Annotated in this window: 18 protein-coding genes; 17 read left to right on the top strand and 1 reads right to left on the bottom strand. The window is 36.2% G+C overall.

Features of this window, described 5'->3' with window-relative positions; translation table 11 throughout:
- Window positions 1-23: 23 nt before the first annotated feature.
- From Bccel_RS08035 to Bccel_RS07975, 13 genes are all read left to right on the top strand, one after another.
- Window positions 24-1,535: a class I adenylate-forming enzyme family protein gene (locus Bccel_RS08035; protein ID WP_036941359.1), complete on the top strand. Its 1,512-nt coding sequence runs from the start codon at window positions 24-26 to the stop codon at window positions 1,533-1,535.
- Window positions 1,532-2,695 (top strand): LL-diaminopimelate aminotransferase, encoded by a 1,164-nt coding sequence (locus tag Bccel_RS08030; protein ID WP_036941361.1) that lies wholly within the window; start codon window positions 1,532-1,534, stop codon window positions 2,693-2,695. Before Bccel_RS08035 ends, Bccel_RS08030 begins: the two co-directional genes overlap by 4 nt.
- Window positions 2,692-3,774 (top strand): PLP-dependent cysteine synthase family protein, encoded by a 1,083-nt coding sequence (locus Bccel_RS08025; protein ID WP_050753265.1) that lies wholly within the window; start codon window positions 2,692-2,694, stop codon window positions 3,772-3,774. Before Bccel_RS08030 ends, Bccel_RS08025 begins: the two co-directional genes overlap by 4 nt.
- Window positions 3,752-4,117: a carboxymuconolactone decarboxylase family protein gene (locus Bccel_RS08020; RefSeq protein ID WP_050753264.1), complete on the top strand. Its 366-nt coding sequence runs from the start codon at window positions 3,752-3,754 to the stop codon at window positions 4,115-4,117. Before Bccel_RS08025 ends, Bccel_RS08020 begins: the two co-directional genes overlap by 23 nt.
- Before the next feature lie 36 nt (window positions 4,118-4,153).
- The gene (locus Bccel_RS08015; RefSeq protein WP_050753263.1) at window positions 4,154-4,417 is read left to right on the top strand and encodes an acyl carrier protein; all 264 of its coding nucleotides are present in this window, start codon (window positions 4,154-4,156) and stop codon (window positions 4,415-4,417) included.
- A gap of 78 nt (window positions 4,418-4,495) precedes the next feature.
- Window positions 4,496-5,338, top strand: a complete 843-nt coding sequence (locus Bccel_RS08010) for an NAD(P)-binding domain-containing protein (RefSeq protein ID WP_036941366.1) — start codon at window positions 4,496-4,498, stop codon at window positions 5,336-5,338.
- 27 nt (window positions 5,339-5,365) lie between these two features.
- On the top strand, window positions 5,366-6,616 hold the full coding sequence (locus tag Bccel_RS08005) for an SDR family oxidoreductase (RefSeq protein WP_050753262.1): 1,251 nt from the start codon (window positions 5,366-5,368) through the stop codon (window positions 6,614-6,616).
- Between the two features lie 14 nt (window positions 6,617-6,630).
- A complete protein-coding gene (locus Bccel_RS08000; protein WP_036941369.1) occupies window positions 6,631-7,479 on the top strand; it encodes a 3-hydroxyacyl-CoA dehydrogenase family protein in 849 nt (282 codons plus the stop codon).
- A 27-nt stretch (window positions 7,480-7,506) separates the two neighbouring features.
- Window positions 7,507-7,752, top strand: coding sequence for an acyl carrier protein (locus Bccel_RS07995; protein WP_036941373.1), 246 nt, complete (start codon window positions 7,507-7,509; stop codon window positions 7,750-7,752).
- 82 nt (window positions 7,753-7,834) lie between these two features.
- Window positions 7,835-8,968: an acyl-CoA dehydrogenase family protein gene (locus Bccel_RS07990; RefSeq protein ID WP_036941375.1), complete on the top strand. Its 1,134-nt coding sequence runs from the start codon at window positions 7,835-7,837 to the stop codon at window positions 8,966-8,968.
- An 11-nt stretch (window positions 8,969-8,979) separates the two neighbouring features.
- Window positions 8,980-10,038, top strand: a complete 1,059-nt coding sequence (locus Bccel_RS07985) for an HAD-IIIC family phosphatase (RefSeq protein WP_242853116.1) — start codon at window positions 8,980-8,982, stop codon at window positions 10,036-10,038.
- Window positions 10,039-10,153: 115 nt separating this feature from the next.
- A complete protein-coding gene (locus Bccel_RS07980) occupies window positions 10,154-10,651 on the top strand; it encodes a GNAT family N-acetyltransferase (protein ID WP_036941379.1) in 498 nt (165 codons plus the stop codon).
- A gap of 177 nt (window positions 10,652-10,828) precedes the next feature.
- Complete coding sequence (locus Bccel_RS07975) at window positions 10,829-11,569, top strand: DUF1189 family protein (protein WP_036941382.1); 741 nt, start codon at window positions 10,829-10,831, stop codon at window positions 11,567-11,569.
- 50 nt (window positions 11,570-11,619) lie between these two features.
- On the opposite strand, the gene Bccel_RS07970 is transcribed toward Bccel_RS07975, so the two are convergent.
- Window positions 11,620-12,927: a radical SAM protein gene (locus tag Bccel_RS07970; RefSeq protein WP_036941385.1), complete on the bottom strand. Its 1,308-nt coding sequence runs from the start codon at window positions 12,925-12,927 to the stop codon at window positions 11,620-11,622.
- A gap of 557 nt (window positions 12,928-13,484) precedes the next feature.
- Between Bccel_RS07970 and Bccel_RS07965 the strand changes: the two genes are divergently transcribed.
- The 4 genes from Bccel_RS07965 to Bccel_RS07950 are packed head-to-tail and all read left to right on the top strand — an operon-like array spanning window position 13,485 to window position 18,014.
- Complete coding sequence (locus Bccel_RS07965) at window positions 13,485-14,651, top strand: phosphodiester glycosidase family protein (RefSeq protein ID WP_050753261.1); 1,167 nt, start codon at window positions 13,485-13,487, stop codon at window positions 14,649-14,651.
- A gap of 36 nt (window positions 14,652-14,687) precedes the next feature.
- Window positions 14,688-15,728: a bifunctional glycosyltransferase family 2/GtrA family protein gene (locus Bccel_RS07960; RefSeq protein ID WP_036941387.1), complete on the top strand. Its 1,041-nt coding sequence runs from the start codon at window positions 14,688-14,690 to the stop codon at window positions 15,726-15,728.
- A gap of 53 nt (window positions 15,729-15,781) precedes the next feature.
- Complete coding sequence (locus tag Bccel_RS07955; RefSeq protein ID WP_050753260.1) at window positions 15,782-17,311, top strand: phosphodiester glycosidase family protein; 1,530 nt, start codon at window positions 15,782-15,784, stop codon at window positions 17,309-17,311.
- A gap of 55 nt (window positions 17,312-17,366) precedes the next feature.
- Window positions 17,367-18,014, top strand: coding sequence for a DedA family protein (locus Bccel_RS07950; protein ID WP_036941389.1), 648 nt, complete (start codon window positions 17,367-17,369; stop codon window positions 18,012-18,014).
- Window positions 18,015-18,081: the final 67 nt, after the last annotated feature.

Here is an 18,081-nt window from a genome sequence, read left to right as displayed (position 1 = left end):
AGTGAAGGAGGAAATAAAAGTTTATGGATAATTTAAAGATCATTGAATTGCTGGAAGAAAGCTTAAGAAAATACAGCTTAAGCACAGCTATAAAGTATAAGGATCAGCAGTACAGCTACCAGAAACTCCATGACGAAATCGAGGCTCTATCATCGTTAATTGAGCAATTGCCCATCAAATTGGATTATCCGGTGGGGCTGTTTTTTAAAAACTGCCCGGAATTCATAATAAGCTATTACAGTCTTATAAAGTCAGGGATTATAGCCATGCTTGTAGACCACAGCTTGAAAGGAGATGAACTGCTTGCTATTGTAAATGACTGCCACCTCGGAGGGTTTCTGATGCATAAGGATGAGGCGGATACATTTGCACTCAAAGACCAGTTTGATGTGGTTATCAATTATAGAAACTATGTGCTGGTGTACTCGGAAAGGCAGAATTATAACAGGCCGATAGACAGAGAGAGGCTTAAGGGCATCATCTCATGCAGATTTTCTTCCGGAACTACAGGAGTTCCTAAATGCATGATGTACCAACAGGAAAATGTGATTGCTGCAGCAACCAACTGGCGGAGTACAGTAGGCTTGAATGCTGAGGATAAGGTGCTTTGTATAGCTAATTATACCCATGGTCTTGCGTTTAATACAGCCATGCTTTCCCCACTATCTGTGGGGGCGGAAATTCATATGATGGACAGCCTGATGCCCCGGCAGGTTGCAAAGTACATAGAAAAGGAAAAAATAACAGTATTAGTGGCCTTTCCGGTATTTTATCAGCTGATGTCGGAGGAAAGATTAAAAGACAAGTACGATCTTACATCCCTAAGAATGTGTGTTTCATCAGGGACAGTACTTCACTCTGAGATAAAGCAAAAATTCAAGGAAAATATAGGGATATACATATCCGATCTGTACGGGATTGCGGAGACAGGGCTTTGCATTTTGAATACTACTGAGAATATTGAAACAGTGGGGAAAGCCATCAATGGGGTAGAAGCAGCAATCATGGATGATGATGGGAAGCGTATGCCATGCGGAGAACAAGGTCAGATAGCGATAAAAAGCGGTGCAATGTCAAGAGGCTACTACAACTTCCCTGGACTTTTAGAGGGGAGAGTAACCGAAGATGGATTTTACCTCTCAGGAGACATTGCCGTGATGGATGAAAACGGCTTCGTATTTGTAAAGGGAAGGAAACAGGACTTTATTGATGTAGCAGGAAAAAAGGTTGACCCAAAAGAGATAGAGGAAGTGCTCCTTAAAAATGAGGTTATAGCGGATGTTGCTGTATTTGGTAAGAAAAGCGTAAAGACAAAGCTTGAGGTGCTTTGTGCTGCTATTGTATCGGATAAGAAGCTGACAAGAGCAGATATTATAGAGTATGTACAGCCAAGACTGGCATCCTATAAGATTCCACAGGAAATTGTTTTCATGGACAGCTTACCACGAAACAGCTCGGGCAAGGTTTTAAGGATTGAACTTATAAAAATGCTGGAAGAAGTGGATAGATTAAGCACTGCTGAGGTGGGCCGATGAATAAAATTAAGCAATCAAACAGACTTGCTTCACTGCCTCCTTATATTTTTGCAAAACTGGAACAGATGAAAAATGAATACAAGGGAATTGATCTCATCGATTTTGGTGTGGGAGATCCGGATTTTCCTACACAGGATAATATTTTGAACGCTATGAAGGTATGTCTGGATAACCCTGATAACCACCGTTATCCAAGTTTCAAGGGCGAAGCAGAGCTGAGGAAAGAAATCAGCCGATGGTATCAAAGGGAATATGGTGTTGAGCTGGACCCTGAGCATGAGGTATTGGTTCTGCTTGGATCTAAAGAAGGTATTGCACATCTGCCTCTTGCACTGATGAATGATGGGGATTATGCACTGGTTCCGGATCCTGGGTACCCTGCATACTTATCAGCTGTTATTATTTCCGGGGGTATACCCTATGCAATGCCCTTGACCAGGGAAAACGGGTATTTACCTGTGCTTGAAGATATCCCAAAGGACGTTTTGGTAAAATCCAAGCTCATGTATTTGAATTATCCCAACAATCCTACATCTGCACTTGCAGATAATGAGTTTTTTTTAAAGGTTGTTGAATTTGCACAAAGGAATAACATAATTGTATGCCATGACTTCGCATACTCTGAAATTACCTTTGATGGAATAAAACCGGTAAGTTTTCTTTCGGTACCGGGTTCAAGGGAATGTGGTGTAGAGTTTCACTCGTTTTCCAAGACATTTGCCATGACCGGTTGGAGACTTGGATTTGTTACCGGAAACAGGGAGGTTTTGGCTTCGTTAGCCAAGTTAAAAAGTTGTGTTGATTCCGGGGTGTTCAAAGCAGTTCAATATGCAGGAATAAAGGGATTAGCAGAGACTACAGACAGGCTTGATATGATGAAGTGCGAGTATCAAAATCGAAGGGATACTCTCTCCCAGGGTTTAAGAAAAATGGGCTGGGAATTCCATGCCCCTGCGGCAACTTATTACTTCTGGGTTAGAATTCCCGAAAGATTTAATATGACGTCATTGGAATTCTCGGAATACCTATTAAAAGAGAAAGGATTAATTGTAACTCCTGGTATTGGGTTCGGTAGTAATGGAGAGAGCTATATCAGAATGGCAATCAATCTGCCTGTATCAAAAATCAGTGAGGCAATTTTAAGGCTTGAGACACTATGATTGTTTATAATGATATTTTGGAAACCATCGGGAATACACCAATTGTTAAAGTAAATAAACTGCCGGAAGAGGGTAAAAGAAAGAATATATTTGTAAAACTGGAATGCTTCAACCCGGGCAGAAGTGTCAAAGACAGGATCGCACTGAACATCATAGATCAGGCAGAAAAGGAAAATCTCCTTAGCAACCGCTCGGTCATTGTAGAGTCTTCATCAGGGAACACGGGTATAGGACTTAGCATGGTAAGCAGGGTAAGAGATTACCCGAATGTTATTGTAATCGATCAGAACTGTCCCGCAGAGAAAATTAAGATTTTGAAAGCATTAGGTGCAACCATTGTCATGCTGACAACCGATAAAAAGGACAGTGAGGACTTGACTGAAAGAAGGATTGAATTTGTTAATGAAGTTAAAAAAACTATGGAGAATATCTTTATTCCTAACCAGTACGAAAACAGGAATGCTCCTATTGCCCATTACTTAAACACAGGTGAGGAAATTGTACGATTTATGGAGGAAACCGGCATACGGTTTGATGCCATATTCTTAAGCGTCGGCACTGGCGGCACCATCACAGGGGTATCGAAAAAAATCAAGGAATATGATTCTTCCATTAAAATTATCGGTGTAGAACCAGAGGGCTCCACACTTTTCGGTGGAGAAAAGGGTTCATATCTGCAGCAGGGACCCGGAAATTACTTTAAACCCAAAAATCTTGTATATGACCATATTGACCAAGGTATCAAGGTATCGGACCAGGATGCCTTTAACATGTGCAGAAAATTTGCATTAAAAGAAGGAGTCCTTGTCGGAGGATCTTCGGGTGGAGTTTTATATACAGCTGTAGAAATGTCCAGGCAATTTGAAGGAAACATTCTATGTATCCTTCCTGACGGCGGTGAGAAATATTTAGATTCCATATACTCTGACGAATGGCTCAGGAACAATGGGATAACTTTGGATAAAGAAAATGAAAACCCTATACAAATATTAAATATTGATGGGGTAAAGGATTATAGCGTTCTAGTTAATTGTATCAAGGAGGAGGTATTTGGTAATGAGCATTCAAGAGCCATATGAAAAGATTTTTGGGTTTGTACCTGAATTGACAAAGAAAAGACATGCATTTTCAGCCGAGGTGTTTCCTGAAATACTGGACATACAGGAGGAATTTAGAAAAAGCTGTATCCATTCCGAAGCTTTGGAGGAAAAGACAGCTCAATTAATACTTTTTGGGATATTGTCCTCTCATATGAGGGAAGGTGCAAAGGTTCATGCCATTGCTTCACGAAGATTGGGTGCAACTTGGAAGGAGCTTCATTCTGTTTCCAATCTGGTATTTTTATTTGGGGGATTATCTGCAATGAACTTCTCCATAAAACTTCTGGCTGAAGTAAAGGAGCAGGAAGAAAAACAAAAATGATAATGATGATTAAAAAGGCTAAAGGAGGGCTTATTAATGAAAAATCAAGATGTATTGGATATACAGGATAAAATAAAGGAGATTATAATTTCGGTAGCAGATTTTAAGATGGATAAGGATATGATTGAAGAGGGTAAAGACGGGATTAAAAAGCTTGGGCTCAATTCACTTAGCTTAATTAGAATGTTGGTGGATATAGAGAACGAATTTGATGTGGAAATTGATATGCAGGAGATGGGCAATGAATCCATATTCTCAATAGAAGATCTCGCAAAGTACATAGTAAAATTGAATAATTAAAGAATTTGTTTTCTCACAATAACATTGATGTTTACAAAATAGCAAGTGAATTTGTTTTGAAGATTAACTGGAGGTTTTATGCAAAAGATTGGATTGATTGGTTATGGAAGTATGGGCAGTATGCTCATTGATGCCTTTTTATCCTCACAAATTCTAAAGCAGGAAGAAATTATTATATCTACGCGGACACAGACAAAATTAGAACTATTAAAGCAGCGTTTCCCCAAAATTCAAACAGTAAAAGACAACAGATTATTGGCGAAAGAGTGTAAAATCTTATTTGTATGTGTCGAACCGATGGAAGTAAAGAGAATTTTGGATGAAATCAGAAAAGAAGTTTCGAGAGAACTCCATCTTGTTTCCATTGCAGCTTGTGTAACTATCGAATATCTGGAAAGTGTCTTTAATGGTAAAGTTACAAAAGTGATACCCAGTGTAACCTCAGAAGTAGGATTCGGGGTGTCCCTAATTTGCCACAACAGTAAGGTGGGATCTGAAGATGCCTTGGTGGTTGAAAGTCTTTTTAATGCTATAGGATCAATTAAAGTTATAAAAGAGAAACATTTTGAGATAGCTGCTGATTTGACCAGTTGTGCACCTGGGCTGATTTCTGCCATATTTCTGGAGTATATCAAGGCTTCACTGCCGTACAGTGATTTTTCACCTAGTGATACTGAAGATATGCTTGTAAGTACGTTCTATGGCACAGCCAAACTGATGCAGGAAAGAAATCTGGGATTTAATGAAATTATTAAACGTGTTGCCACAAGCGGAGGTATTACAGAAAGAGGTGTTGAAGTGCTTCGAAAAGGGCTTCCTTCCTTGTTTGACAGCCTTTTTAAGAATACTCTGGAAAAGCATGGAGAGATAAAAGGGGTTTTAAAAACACAGTTTAATTCAAATCTGAGGACTGATTTATGACGAAACAATTATTATTGGGAGGTTAAGATGAATATTTCAGAGGAAAAATACCTTGTGGAAGATGGAGACGGATTATCTGAAATGCAAAAGGATTCTATCCTTGATGATGCAATTGACCCTTCAAAAGCCCGTGCTATGCTTCCGGTAAAGGAAATAAATAAAATTTTTCTTACAGGAGCAACGGGTTTTTTAGGAACATATTTGCTAAGTGAGCTTTTAAATCAGACCAAAGCGGATATATACTGTCTTGTGAGGGCTTCTGATGAGCAGGAAGGGATACACAGGCTAAAAGAGTGTTTTGAAAAATATCTAACCTGGGATAAAGCATACGATTCTAGAATCATTCCGGTGCTGGGAGATTTGTCCATGCCGCTCCTCGGCCTTTCAGAAGAGCAATTTGATAATTTATCAGCTACAATTCATGCTATCTATCACAGCGGTGCCATGGTTAACTTTCTGTACACATATTCACACCACAGGAGTGCCAATGTACTTGGAACGCATGAGATTCTCAAGCTTGCAGTGCGTTATAGGATTAAGCCTGTACACTATATTTCAACACTATACACATTTTTTTATAATACATATAAAGAAAAAACGTTGATCAGAGAACAGGAGATATTCACTCGTAATGAAAACTATGGGCCTGGATATGCCCAGAGTAAACTGGTTGCAGAACGGTTGATGGTGGCTGCACGGGAACGAGGATTGCCTGTAAGCATATATCGACCGGGTAGAATAACAGGCGATGTTAATACAGGAGCCTGTCAGCCTGAAGATCTGTTATGGAGAAGCATGAAGGCTTGTATTGAAATTCAAGCAGTTCCGGATATAGAGATGCTCATTGATATGGCACCTGTGGATTATGTAAGCAGTGCAATTGTGAAAATATCACAAAAAGAAGATGCATTAGGAAAGAATTATCACCTGGGTAACCCGGAATTTATGACTGCAGCTGAATTTTACAAGATAGTCTCTACTCTGGGGTTCTCCCTTAAAACCATGAATTTCAACCAATGGAAAACGGCTTTAGTTGCTGCATCTAAAAAATCTGCCCAAAGTGCGTCACTTATTGTTATCCCATTTATCAGGGGTGGACATTTTAACAATTCTCATGTGTTGTATGATCAGACTAATACTTATCAAGCACTAGCAGGCACAGGGATTGAATGCCCTAAAATAAGCAAAGAACTACTCCAAGTCTATTTTGATTACTTTTACACAATTGGATTTGTTAAGAAGCCGGTATGGGATCAGTTGTTACCGGAAATAGTATAAGGAGGGCTTTGGGTATGGAGGTTATAGGAGTTATAGGTGCAGGAGTTATGGGAGCAGGAGTAGCCCAGAACCTTTCTCAATCGGGATGCTGTGTTATTCTTATAGATGTTGGGGAGGAACAGCTTAAAAAGGCAAGAGAAGAGATTGAAAACAGTGTTCGTTTTCAATCTCTTTTTTCAAAAGGGGATCAGTTGGAGACTTCGGAAAGCGTATTATCTAGGATCCAATTTGGAAATGATTATAGTCTTCTAAGGGATGCAAGCTTTGTCATAGAAAATGTAACTGAAAAATGGGATGTAAAAAAAACTGTTTATGAAAAGTTGGAGCATTTCTGCAAAGATGAATCTATTTTCTTAGTGAATACTTCGTGCATATCCATTACCCAAATTGCTTCACTGACCAAGAGGCCGAAAAAGGTAATGGGAGTACATTTTATGAACCCTGTCCCGCTTAAATCAACTGTTGAAGCTATTCGTGGTTACCACACTTCAGAAGACACTATTGAAGCTACTAAAGTTCTATTAAATAGGATGGGGAAGGAATGTATAATTGTAAACGATTTACCAGGTTTTGTATCAAACAGAATATCCCATCTTTTTATGAATGAAGCGGCCTTTGTGGTCCAAGATCAGATAGCTGAACCTGAGGATGTGGATGATATATTCAGGAAGTGCTACGGGCATAAAATGGGACCTCTGGAGACGGCGGATCTAATAGGCCTGGATACGGTTGTAAACTCTCTAGATATTTTGTATGAAAGCTATCAGGATTCAAAATTCCGCTGCTGCCCATTGCTTCGTAAAATGGTTTACGCCGGTCTTCTAGGCAGGAAGTCTGGGAAGGGATTTTACATATATGATTAAATATATTTTTGAAAGGAGAATGTTTAAATGGAAGAAATCAAACTTCAAATAAGAGCTTTTCTTTCCCGATTTTTCAGAAAACGTACTCTGAAGGAGGATGAAGATATATTTTCACTGGGATTTGTCAATTCACTTTTTGCAATGCAGTTGGTTATGTTTTTGGAAAAGGAATTTGAAATAAAAATCGATAACAAGGACCTTGACTTTAACCATTTCAGAACCATCGATTCCATAGCTGCTTTTGTTGAAAATAAACTAAGTATTAACAAATAATTAACTGGTCAATGGAAATGCCCCTAAATCACACTGTAAAGGCTTGAATTCGAGTGTAAATATGTTGAAAAGAGGTGAAAGAATGAAGATTGAGTTAACTGAAGAACAAATAAAAAGACAAGCTGAGTTTAGGAGCTTTGTTGATAATGAAATATCTCCATATGCCGGTCAAAATGATTTAATGGAAACCGTGGCGGATGAAATTATTAATAAAGTAATTGAAAGAGGCTATTTAGGGTCAATGATTTCAAGTACATATGGCGGACAAGGTATGGATATGCTTACAATAGGTATCTTAAATGAAGAAATAGGAAGAGGATGTTCTTCGATTCGAAGCCTGTTAACGGTTCATGGCATGGTAGCAATGGCTATTGAGCGTTGGGGAAGCCGTGAGCAGAAAGAGTATTGGCTTCCGAAAATGGCACGTGGTGAAATAATAGGTGCATTCGGTCTTTCTGAACCTAATGTGGGGAGCGATGCAAAAAGTGTTGAAACCACTGCGGTTCTTGAGGGAGAGCATTATATTTTAAACGGTAGGAAAAAATGGACAACCATGGGTCAAATCGCTAATGTTTTTTTGATTATTGCACTGACTGAAGGCAAACCGACAGCTTTTCTTGTTGATAAGAATAGCCCTGGGTTTTCCACCAAACCTATGAAAGGTTTAATGGGCTCCCGAGCATCAATGATTGCAGAGTTGTTTATGGATAATTGTCTTATTCCTAAGGACAATATTATTGGGAGCATTGGTACTGGATTATCACATATAGCTTTATCAAGCCTTGATTATGGAAGGTATACTATTGCGTGTGGTTGTGTAGGTCTTGCACAAGCATGTCTGGAGGAAAGCATAATGTACTGTAGAAAAAGAAAGCAATTCGGTGCACCTTTGAGGCAAAATCAATTGATACAAAAGATGATTACCGAAATGGTTGTGAATATAAAGGCAGCACGGCTTCTTTGCTGGAGTGCAGGATATATGAAGGAAGCAGGGGACCCTGATTCCATTATGGAAGTATGGAATGCTAAATATTTTGCTTCTATAATGGCCAACAAGGTTGCCAGTGATGCTGTGCAGATTCATGGGGCAAATGGATGCTGCCGGGATTATCCTGTTGAAAGATATTACAGAGATGCCAAAATAAACGAAATTATTGAAGGCACGACACAAATGCATGAGGTTCTAATTGCTACAAACGCTTTTAGAGGTATGTGAGGTGTATTTAATTGGAATTAAAAATGGCTAAAGGTAAAAAAAACAGCAAGAGAATCAAATGTGTAGTTTGGGATCTGGATAATACTATTTGGAATGGTATATTGCTTGAGGATAAAAATGTTACTTTGAGAAATGGTATTACTGATATTATTAAAACATTAGACAGCAGGGGAATCCTTCAATCGATAGCCAGCCGCAATGATTACAACAGTGCTATGGAAAAGCTGAAGGAATTTAAATTGGATGAGTATTTTATCTACCCGCAAATTAACTGGAACAGTAAGTCGACATCGGTGCTTACCATTGCAAATCTTATAAATATTGGAACCGACACATTGGCATTTATAGATGATCAACAGTTTGAGCGTGAGGAAGTCAGTTTTTCAATTCCCGAAGTTCTTTGTATAGATGCAATTGATTTAAGCGGATTAATAGATATGCCGGAAATGATTCCTAGATTTTTAACAGATGATTCTAAAAATAGAAGAATTATGTATATGAGTGACATTAAAAGAAATCTTATTGAAGAAAAATTTGATGGGCCACAGGAAAAGTTTTTAGAATCGCTGGAGATGGAATTAACAATTGCTCCTGTAGAAGAAGGAGATCTGGAACGAGCTGAGGAACTTACCGTAAGAACTCATCAGTTAAACACAACAGGTTACACATATTCTTATGAGGAATTGAAAAGTTTTAGCAGTTCAGACCGATATAAGCTTTTTATAATGGGACTTAATGACAAATATGGCACATACGGAAAAATAGGTCTTATACTGATGGAGTATGATGATGATGTGTGGATTATTAAACTTTTGCTGATGTCATGTCGTGTAATGTCAAGGGGTGTTGGAACTGTTGTGCTCAACTATATAATGAAGATGGCTAAAGATAAAGGCGTAAAATTAAGAGCAGAATTTGTTCCTACAGACAAAAACAGAATGATGTATGTAACATACAAATTTGCAGGTTTTAGGGAAGTAGAGGAGAATGATAGCCTGGTTGTTTTTGAAAACAGCTTGGAAAGAATACAAGGGATACCAAACTATATAAAACTAAAAGTAAACATTTGATTTTAATAAATTATATATCAGTATTTGACTTGAATGAATTTCCAGGATATTGTATAATGTAAAATAATGTATAATACTCGCTTTACTTAAATAATCCACACAGGAGGCAATAAAAATGGAAATATCTAACGGAATATCACTTGTACCTCTGGAAGAAAGTGATATTGAAGAACTGACGCCCATTATGAAAAGAGCTTTTGATGAAGATTCCCGAATTCATCTCGGTAAAGAAAGTGGTGGACCTCCAGGTTATGATAATGGAGAATTTTTACGGGAGTATGGGCTTAATGAAAAATCAACGGCGTTTAAAATTTTACTGGAAGGACAGACAATTGGTGCCATTATTCTATGGATAAACCAGGAAACACAGCATAACTATCTTGGAAACCTTTTTATTGACAGTACAATTCAAAACAAGAATGTTGGCAAACAAGTTTGGGATTATATAGAAAATTATTATTCAAAAACTGTTTGCTGGCATACTGAAACCCCAATATTTTCAATGAGAAACCATCATTTTTATATAAATAAATGCGGTTTCCATGCTGTAAAAATTGAAAATCCGAAAAATATGGAGGAAGGTAGTTTTGTTTTAGAAAAACATATGCAATAAATCTTTAGATTTCAGTGTTCGCGAATTCTTGATCCGAAATTAACATTCAAAAATTCGCGAATGCTGAAAGTATGTTGTTATTTATTGCAGGAATTTTCCTTTGGATAGAGAATAAAGAATTTAATACATCAATTATATTAAAAAGGCTAACCAATTACTAAAAGGTGGTGTTGGTTTTTGAGTAAAAATTATAGCTTTTTACAAAAACTTATTGTAAGTATTTTTTGCCTTAAGGATTACAAGCACTTTTTAGCACCCCCAATTAGCAAATCAATAAAATATATACTTATTCTATCCATGGTTATGAGCTCATTTTCAGTTATTCGTTCAATAAATGATTTAAACATTACATTTAAAGAGATTAATGATAAAATTGATAAAGAAGTACCTGAATTTTCTATAAAGGATGGAAAAATTTATACTGACGTAAAACTTCCTGTAATTGTGGAAATTAAGGATGAGTTAATTATTATAAGTGATAGTGATAAAATTGAAGATTCTATAATGAGTAAATATAATTCTGTTATGATAATAACAGGAAAGGCATTGATTCAAAAAGATTCAAATCAACTGAAACCTCGTGATATATCTAACGATTTCAATAAAACATTTTTAATTAATACTTTCAAAACAGCAAAATATCTGGCTGTTTTTGGAGTACTGGCAAAAACATTAATAAACGTTATTATATATATTTTAATATCGTTAATTATTGCTTTAATAGGAATAGTAATAAATCGTAAAGCAAAAACTTATTTTTCTTATTCAGAATTACTCAATTTAAGCCTTTATGCTATGACACTGCCAATAATTGTTAAAAGCGTGTCGGAAATTTTATACATAAGATCAAACTATTATTTATGTGCTGTATTCTATAATTACATTAATATACTTATATGGTTCCATTTATGCCGTTAAAAATGATGATAGCAATCCTATAGGTTGGTAAAAAAGAGCATGACTCATTATTAAATCAACTTCTTTTTCATATCAATAATTTTTAATCGGTTTAGAATATATAAAATACGCTTTTGAATAACGTTCAGAACTTTCATAACCAATTGTTTCTGAGGCGGATAAAGATTTACATGTCCGGTAACAAAGTACCATTCACGACTCTTCTTCATGGCATTTTCAAAAACATTATAAAAATTCCAGTCAGTCCAATACGGTAAAACCACTTCAGCATAAAGCCTTCTGTTTTCTGGAATAAGCTTCGCATCTTCATCAAACGCAAAAAAATAAATTTTGTGATTTTCATTTTCTAAGTTTTGAAATTCTTGAATGTTTTCAATTATTTTCTTTCCTGTCAGCCCTTCTTGATAAATGGCAGTATGAACAATTGTTTTACGGAATGCGTATATAACTTTTTTTAAATCCTCGGCCTTGCATGGCGAATCAATTTCAATTGTTGCTTCCAAGTCAAAGTAATATCCAGTAAAATCATAGTTAAATTCAGAGTTAATAAACAAACAGACACTCTTAAACTTCCTTTCTATATCCTTCAAGTGTAATATTATTGTTTCGTTATCCAAAATTAATGAGGGCCTTCTATAAATATTTTGTATGGTATGGCCTTTTGATCCCATGCAATAATCACATCCCTCATGATGTGCAGCACACAACCCTCTTGACGTAATAACCATAGGTAAATGGTATCGGCCGCCTTTTGCCGGTACACGCCACCTATATTCGTCAGGTTGTTTCTTTTCTTCTGGTCTTTCCCAATATTTCGGATATAATGGCAGTTTATCGTATTTTGGAGGAATATCTGCAGGAGCAGCAGTCTGTGGAATTAAATCAAAGTACTTAGGTAGCCAATCCATATTATAACGAATTGATTTAAGCTCTTCTTTTGTACAAATATATGTATGTTCATTCTCAAAATCACGCCCAATCATATTAGGAATGGTTTTCGGGTCTTCATCATTTAAGAACATTTTCATTGGAAGTTCTGCATCACCTCTTATAAAATAATCGACGGGACATTTCTGAAAAATTTCTTTGTATTTCAGTTGGCTATATAAACCGCCAAACATTATAACTGAATCTGGATTGTGTTTTTTAATAAATTGTGTAATCAATGTAAATTCATACAATTCAATAAACCAGTTTAGTTCAACTATAAATGATTTATATTGTTTCACAATTGATGTATTCAATTCGAAGCTGTATATTCCTTTAACTTTTTCGATATTTTCGTTGAAAAGCCATGCTAAAGGGGCTGAAAATGAAAATTTACACATCAGATTTGGGATAATTACTAATGTTTGCAAAAAAACCTCCTAAAGAATAACAGTTAAATAAGTACAAGATTAACATAAATAGTATATATCCATTTTAAAGCAAAATCAACAATACGATAATTATTATTAAGTATTAAATTCGTTAGAATAATTAACATACGGGTTTTAAAAGGATTTCCAATAGAAAATAGATTGCTGTATATAACTAGTTTTACAGTTTGATATCTATAGATAAAGTTCAGATAAAGTTCAGATAAAATTTAAAAATTGGTGACTCAAAAAATTTTTTACCTATGTAATTATATATAGAATACTGATTAATTATTAAGTAATCATTTGTAAGATTGCATAACCGCAAGCGATATTGTTCTATGAACATAAGTTTCTGTTTTTTCAAAACAGAAACTTGATATAAACTTTTAACCCAGTTCTACATGTCATCATGGGAATTAACTTGGTCAATAAGGAGGTTGATATCTTATAACCTAAGGAATGTTTGTGTGAGCTTTTGCACAATATTTTTGGTAAATCCATACAAATGCTCATTTGTTTTGGATGTTTGCAACATATTGGGAGGAAAATAAAACATGAAAAGAAAGTTGTCAAAAAAAGCAAAAATAGTTATTTCGTCTATTGGAGTATTTTTACTGGTAATAGGAATAATCGCATATTGGGCAGCAGACAGATACTTAATAGAGCATGTGGAAGTTGATTTAAGTCAGATGGAAGTACCGGCTGCAAGTGAAGATCTTACAGAGCCCTTGGATGAAGCTGATCAGGAATCACCAAGTGAAGCAATTCAAGTAACACCGAGTGGATCAATTCAAGTAACACCGAGTGGAAATATTAAAGTAACCCCAAGTGGGGCAATTAAAGTAACTTCAAGTGGAGCAATTCAAGTAACTCCAAAAGCAAACTTAAAAGCTACTCCAAAAGTAGCTTCAAAAGGACAGAGCTCAGGCAAGAAAGCTAACAATCAGAAAGCTGCCGGCCCTGAAAAATATACTGCGACCGATACGAGCTATAAAAGTAACAGCAAGACTATTGAAATTAAGAAAGTTGTTACAGGTGAAGGGGACGATACATTGACATATTATGTAGCTGATATTAGGCTCACTAACTATACTCAAATGAGATCAGCCTTTGCAAAAAATAAGTTTGGTAGAAATATTATTGAAGGTACGTCCGTTATTGCGAAAGAAAACAATGCAATTCTTGCTATAAACGGTGACTACTATGGATTTAGATCAGATGGTATTGAGATTAGAAACGGTATGCTTCTAAGAAATGAACCTGCAAGGACAGGTCTTGCCTTCTACAAAGATGGAAGCATGAAGATTTATGATGAGAAAAAAACTACAGGTGAAGAGCTTCTTAAAAACGGTGTCTGGAATACAGTCTCTTTTGGACCTGCTTTAGTGGTTGACGGTAAGGTGGGTACGGATATTGCTAATTACGAAGTTGATACAAACTTCGGAAACCATCCCATACAAGGGGTTCACCCTAGAGCCGGTATAGGTATGATAGAGAAAAATCATTTTGTGTTTATAGTAGTAGACGGTAGAAGTAAAGGCTACTCAAAAGGCATGGAACTGGAAGAGTTTGCCAAGGTTTTTCAGGACTTAGGCTGCAAAACTGCATACAACGTAGATGGAGGTTACTCGGCAACAATGTATTTCATGGGGAAACGTGTCAACAAACCAGGCGGTAAAGATAAAGAGCGTGGTACAAGCGATATTATTTATATTAAATAATGAAAAATTTACAATTTTTTTGTGGAGGTGAAGACAATGATTGTTTTAATTCCGGCATATGAACCTACTGAGAAAATGCTAAAGCTTGTTGCACAGCTGAAAGAAAAAACGGATTATAAGATTTTAATAGTAGATGATGGCAGCGGCGACAGCTTCAGTCAGCTTTTTAATAAAGCTGAAGAAGACGGATGCATAGTATTACATCATCCTGTTAACAAAGGGAAGGGAGCAGCTCTTAAAACAGGCTTTAGTTATATACACTCGAATTGTGAGCCTGATAAGGTTGTATGTGCCGATTCGGATGGACAACATCATGTGAATGATATTATTAAGCTGGCTGATGCCATTGATAGCAATAAACCGGAAATGGTTTTAGGTGTCAGACAATTTGAAGGAGATGTGCCTTTTAAGAGCCGTTTTGGAAACAGCATATCAGCTTTCACTTTTAAAATGGCTACCGGCATAGTGCTGAATGATACGCAGACAGGTCTCAGGGGTTATCCTTATGAATTATTGCCATGGCTGTGTTCTGTTCAGGGAGAAAGGTTTGAATATGAGCAGAACTTATTGCTAAAATCAAAAAAATCAGGCATATCTATAAAGCAGTTACCCATTGCTACAATATATGATAATAATAATAAGGGAACGCATTTTAGACCAATCAATGACTCTATAAGTGTTCTTTTACCTATTTTAAAGTTTTGCAGCTCTTCTATTTTATCGTTCTGCATTGACTTTGTGCTGTTATTAGCATTTAATAAGCTATTGGGGGGATTGTTTTTTTGCATAGTATTTGCAAGGGTGATAAGTTCAACATTTAACTATATTGTTAATAAAGTTTTTGTATTTGATGCAAAAGATACATCAACAAAACAGTCTGCTCCAAAGTATTTTGGTTTGGCACTTGCTATCTTGTCATTGAATTATTGCATGATGAAGTTATTTATAGAAGTAATTCATATGCATATTATACCTGCAAAGATATTGACCGAAATTACCCTGTTTACAATAAGTTATACAGTACAGAAGCTTTTTATATTCAAAAAAGATAATGATATAAAATTGACTCCATCATAATCTGGATTATAGGAGTTATTAGAAAGAAACTAAAGGAATGGGAGGATTATTTAATGAGGGGAAGCTTAAAAATTTCTAAAGGAAGAGTAAAAAAAGTAGTGCCGGCTTTGCTTATAATCTTTACTATACTGATTGCTATATTCCAGCAGGTTAATGCAGAAGATGTTTATACCGTATCAGGGTATGTTAAACCTGCTCTTGCAAACCAAATAGGTTCGGCGTCTACCAGGCTTTCTGGTTTTACCATTGTTACTGACGGATACGAAGCTCCAGGTCAGACCGATTCAAAAGGATACTTTGAAATAAAGGATGTTTTAAGTAGTTCTAAGGTCTCGTTTATTATATCCAAACCAGGGTATTTGACAAGGGAGATAACCAATATACCGGTTACCAATAATATTGTCTTGTCAGAGGGAAATTTACAAATTAATATTTGGCCTGGGGACTTTAATGGAGACCTTATCATCAATATGTCGGATATAGTTCAAATTTCAAAAGTTTTTAATACTGCGGCTTTAGAATCAACTTATAACCAGATATATGATGTAAACAACGATAATGCCATAAATATGCTGGACGTAGTAGGAGTGGCTAAGAACTTTAACAAGAAAAGCTCAGACTATCCTTCTGATATAACTTATAAAGTTGTGCAGGGTTCGACACCAACAAAAGCTCCAACATCAACACCAACAAAGGCACCAACACCGACGCCTACAAATACGCCAACGAGTACACCGACAAATACACCGACAAATACGCCCACAAATACACCAACGCCAACAAATACACCGATGCCTACACCGACAAATACTCCTGCAGAAGTACTAGATGATATGAATTATGTTGGTAATGGTAAAAGTGTACATATTAAAAAATATGAACAAGGTACAGGGGAAGACAAGATTACATATTACGTTGCAGATATAAAAGTAAATAAAGGGTCTGATATACTTTCGGCATTTGCAAAAAACACATTTGGGAAAAATATTACCGATACAACATCAAACATGGCAGAACAAAATAATGCGCTTTTTGCTGTTAACGGTTCGTACTATGGATTCAGGGATGATGGTATTGAGATTAGAAACGGGGAAATGTACAGAAATGTTCCATTTAGAACAGGTTTAGTCATTTACAATAATGGCAAGATGGAATCCTATACTGAGTCCAGTGATTCGGTAACTAAACTATTGGAAAATGGAGCATACCAAGCCATTTCATTTGGTCCAGCACTTGTGAAGTCAGGAGTACTGCAATCTCCTTTTGTAAATGTAGTAATTGATATTAACAGTCCAAGTTCAGCTGCAAGAAGACCAATTGAGGGTGCAAATCCGCGTACCGGAATTGGAATGATAGAACCAAATCACTTTGTTTTTATAGTAGTAGATGGAAGAGATCCCGGTTATAGCAGAGGTGCTACATTGGATGAATTTGCTAAAATGTTTTATGACTTAGGTTGTAAAGAAGCATTCAATCTTGATGGCGGTGGCTCCTCAAATATGTACTTTAATGGAAAGGTAGTAAATCAGCCGTCTCTTGGTGGAGAACGCAAAATTAGTGATATATTATATATCACTAAATAATTGTGAAAGGTCGGAGTTAAAGATTTGGTAACCATAGAAAGGAGGCGGGAATTTAGTGGAAATAATAACACAGTTAATCGATTTTGCACTGCACATTGATAAGCATCTTGCAGAGATTTTTCTGAATTATGGTGCTTGGGCTTATATGATTCTATTTTTGATTATATTTTGTGAGACTGGATTGGTAGTTACACCGTTTTTGCCGGGGGATTCATTTCTTTTTGCATTAGGTGCACTTTACAGCAGTGTGAATATAAAGCTTGCATTTATACTTTTAGTAACTGCTGCTATATTGGGAAATACAACAAACTACTTTATCGGAAGATTTATTGGGGACAAGATTATTGGATTTAAAAAAATCCGTCTTGTTAAAAAGGAACACATTGATAGGACTCACACTTTCTTCGATAAACATGGAGGCAAGGCAATCATATTATCAAGGTTCTTCCCGATCATTCGTACATTTGCACCTTTTGTAGCAGGTATAGGGAAAATGAATTTTGCCAGTTTTACCATGTATAATGCCATTGGTGGTATTTCCTGGATTATATCTTTCATGCTGTTGGGTTATTTCTTTGGCAATATTCCAGCAGTTAAGGAAAACTTTACCTTTGTAATTGTTGGTATTGTGGTTGTAACAACTTTACCAGCTTTTATAACATTTATTAAAAGTCGTAAATCCAAAGCACAAACAGAGGTATAATCTTACAGCATCGGCTGCATACCATTGCTTTAACTATCGATAGTGAATATTTAATAAGTGATATTGT

Source organism: Pseudobacteroides cellulosolvens ATCC 35603 = DSM 2933 (assembly GCF_001262605.1).
GTDB classification, from domain to species: Bacteria; Bacillota; Clostridia; order Acetivibrionales; family DSM-2933; genus Pseudobacteroides; species Pseudobacteroides cellulosolvens.
The sequence above is the reverse complement of the archived record's forward strand: the minus strand, read 5'-3'. Positions and strand labels throughout refer to the sequence as shown.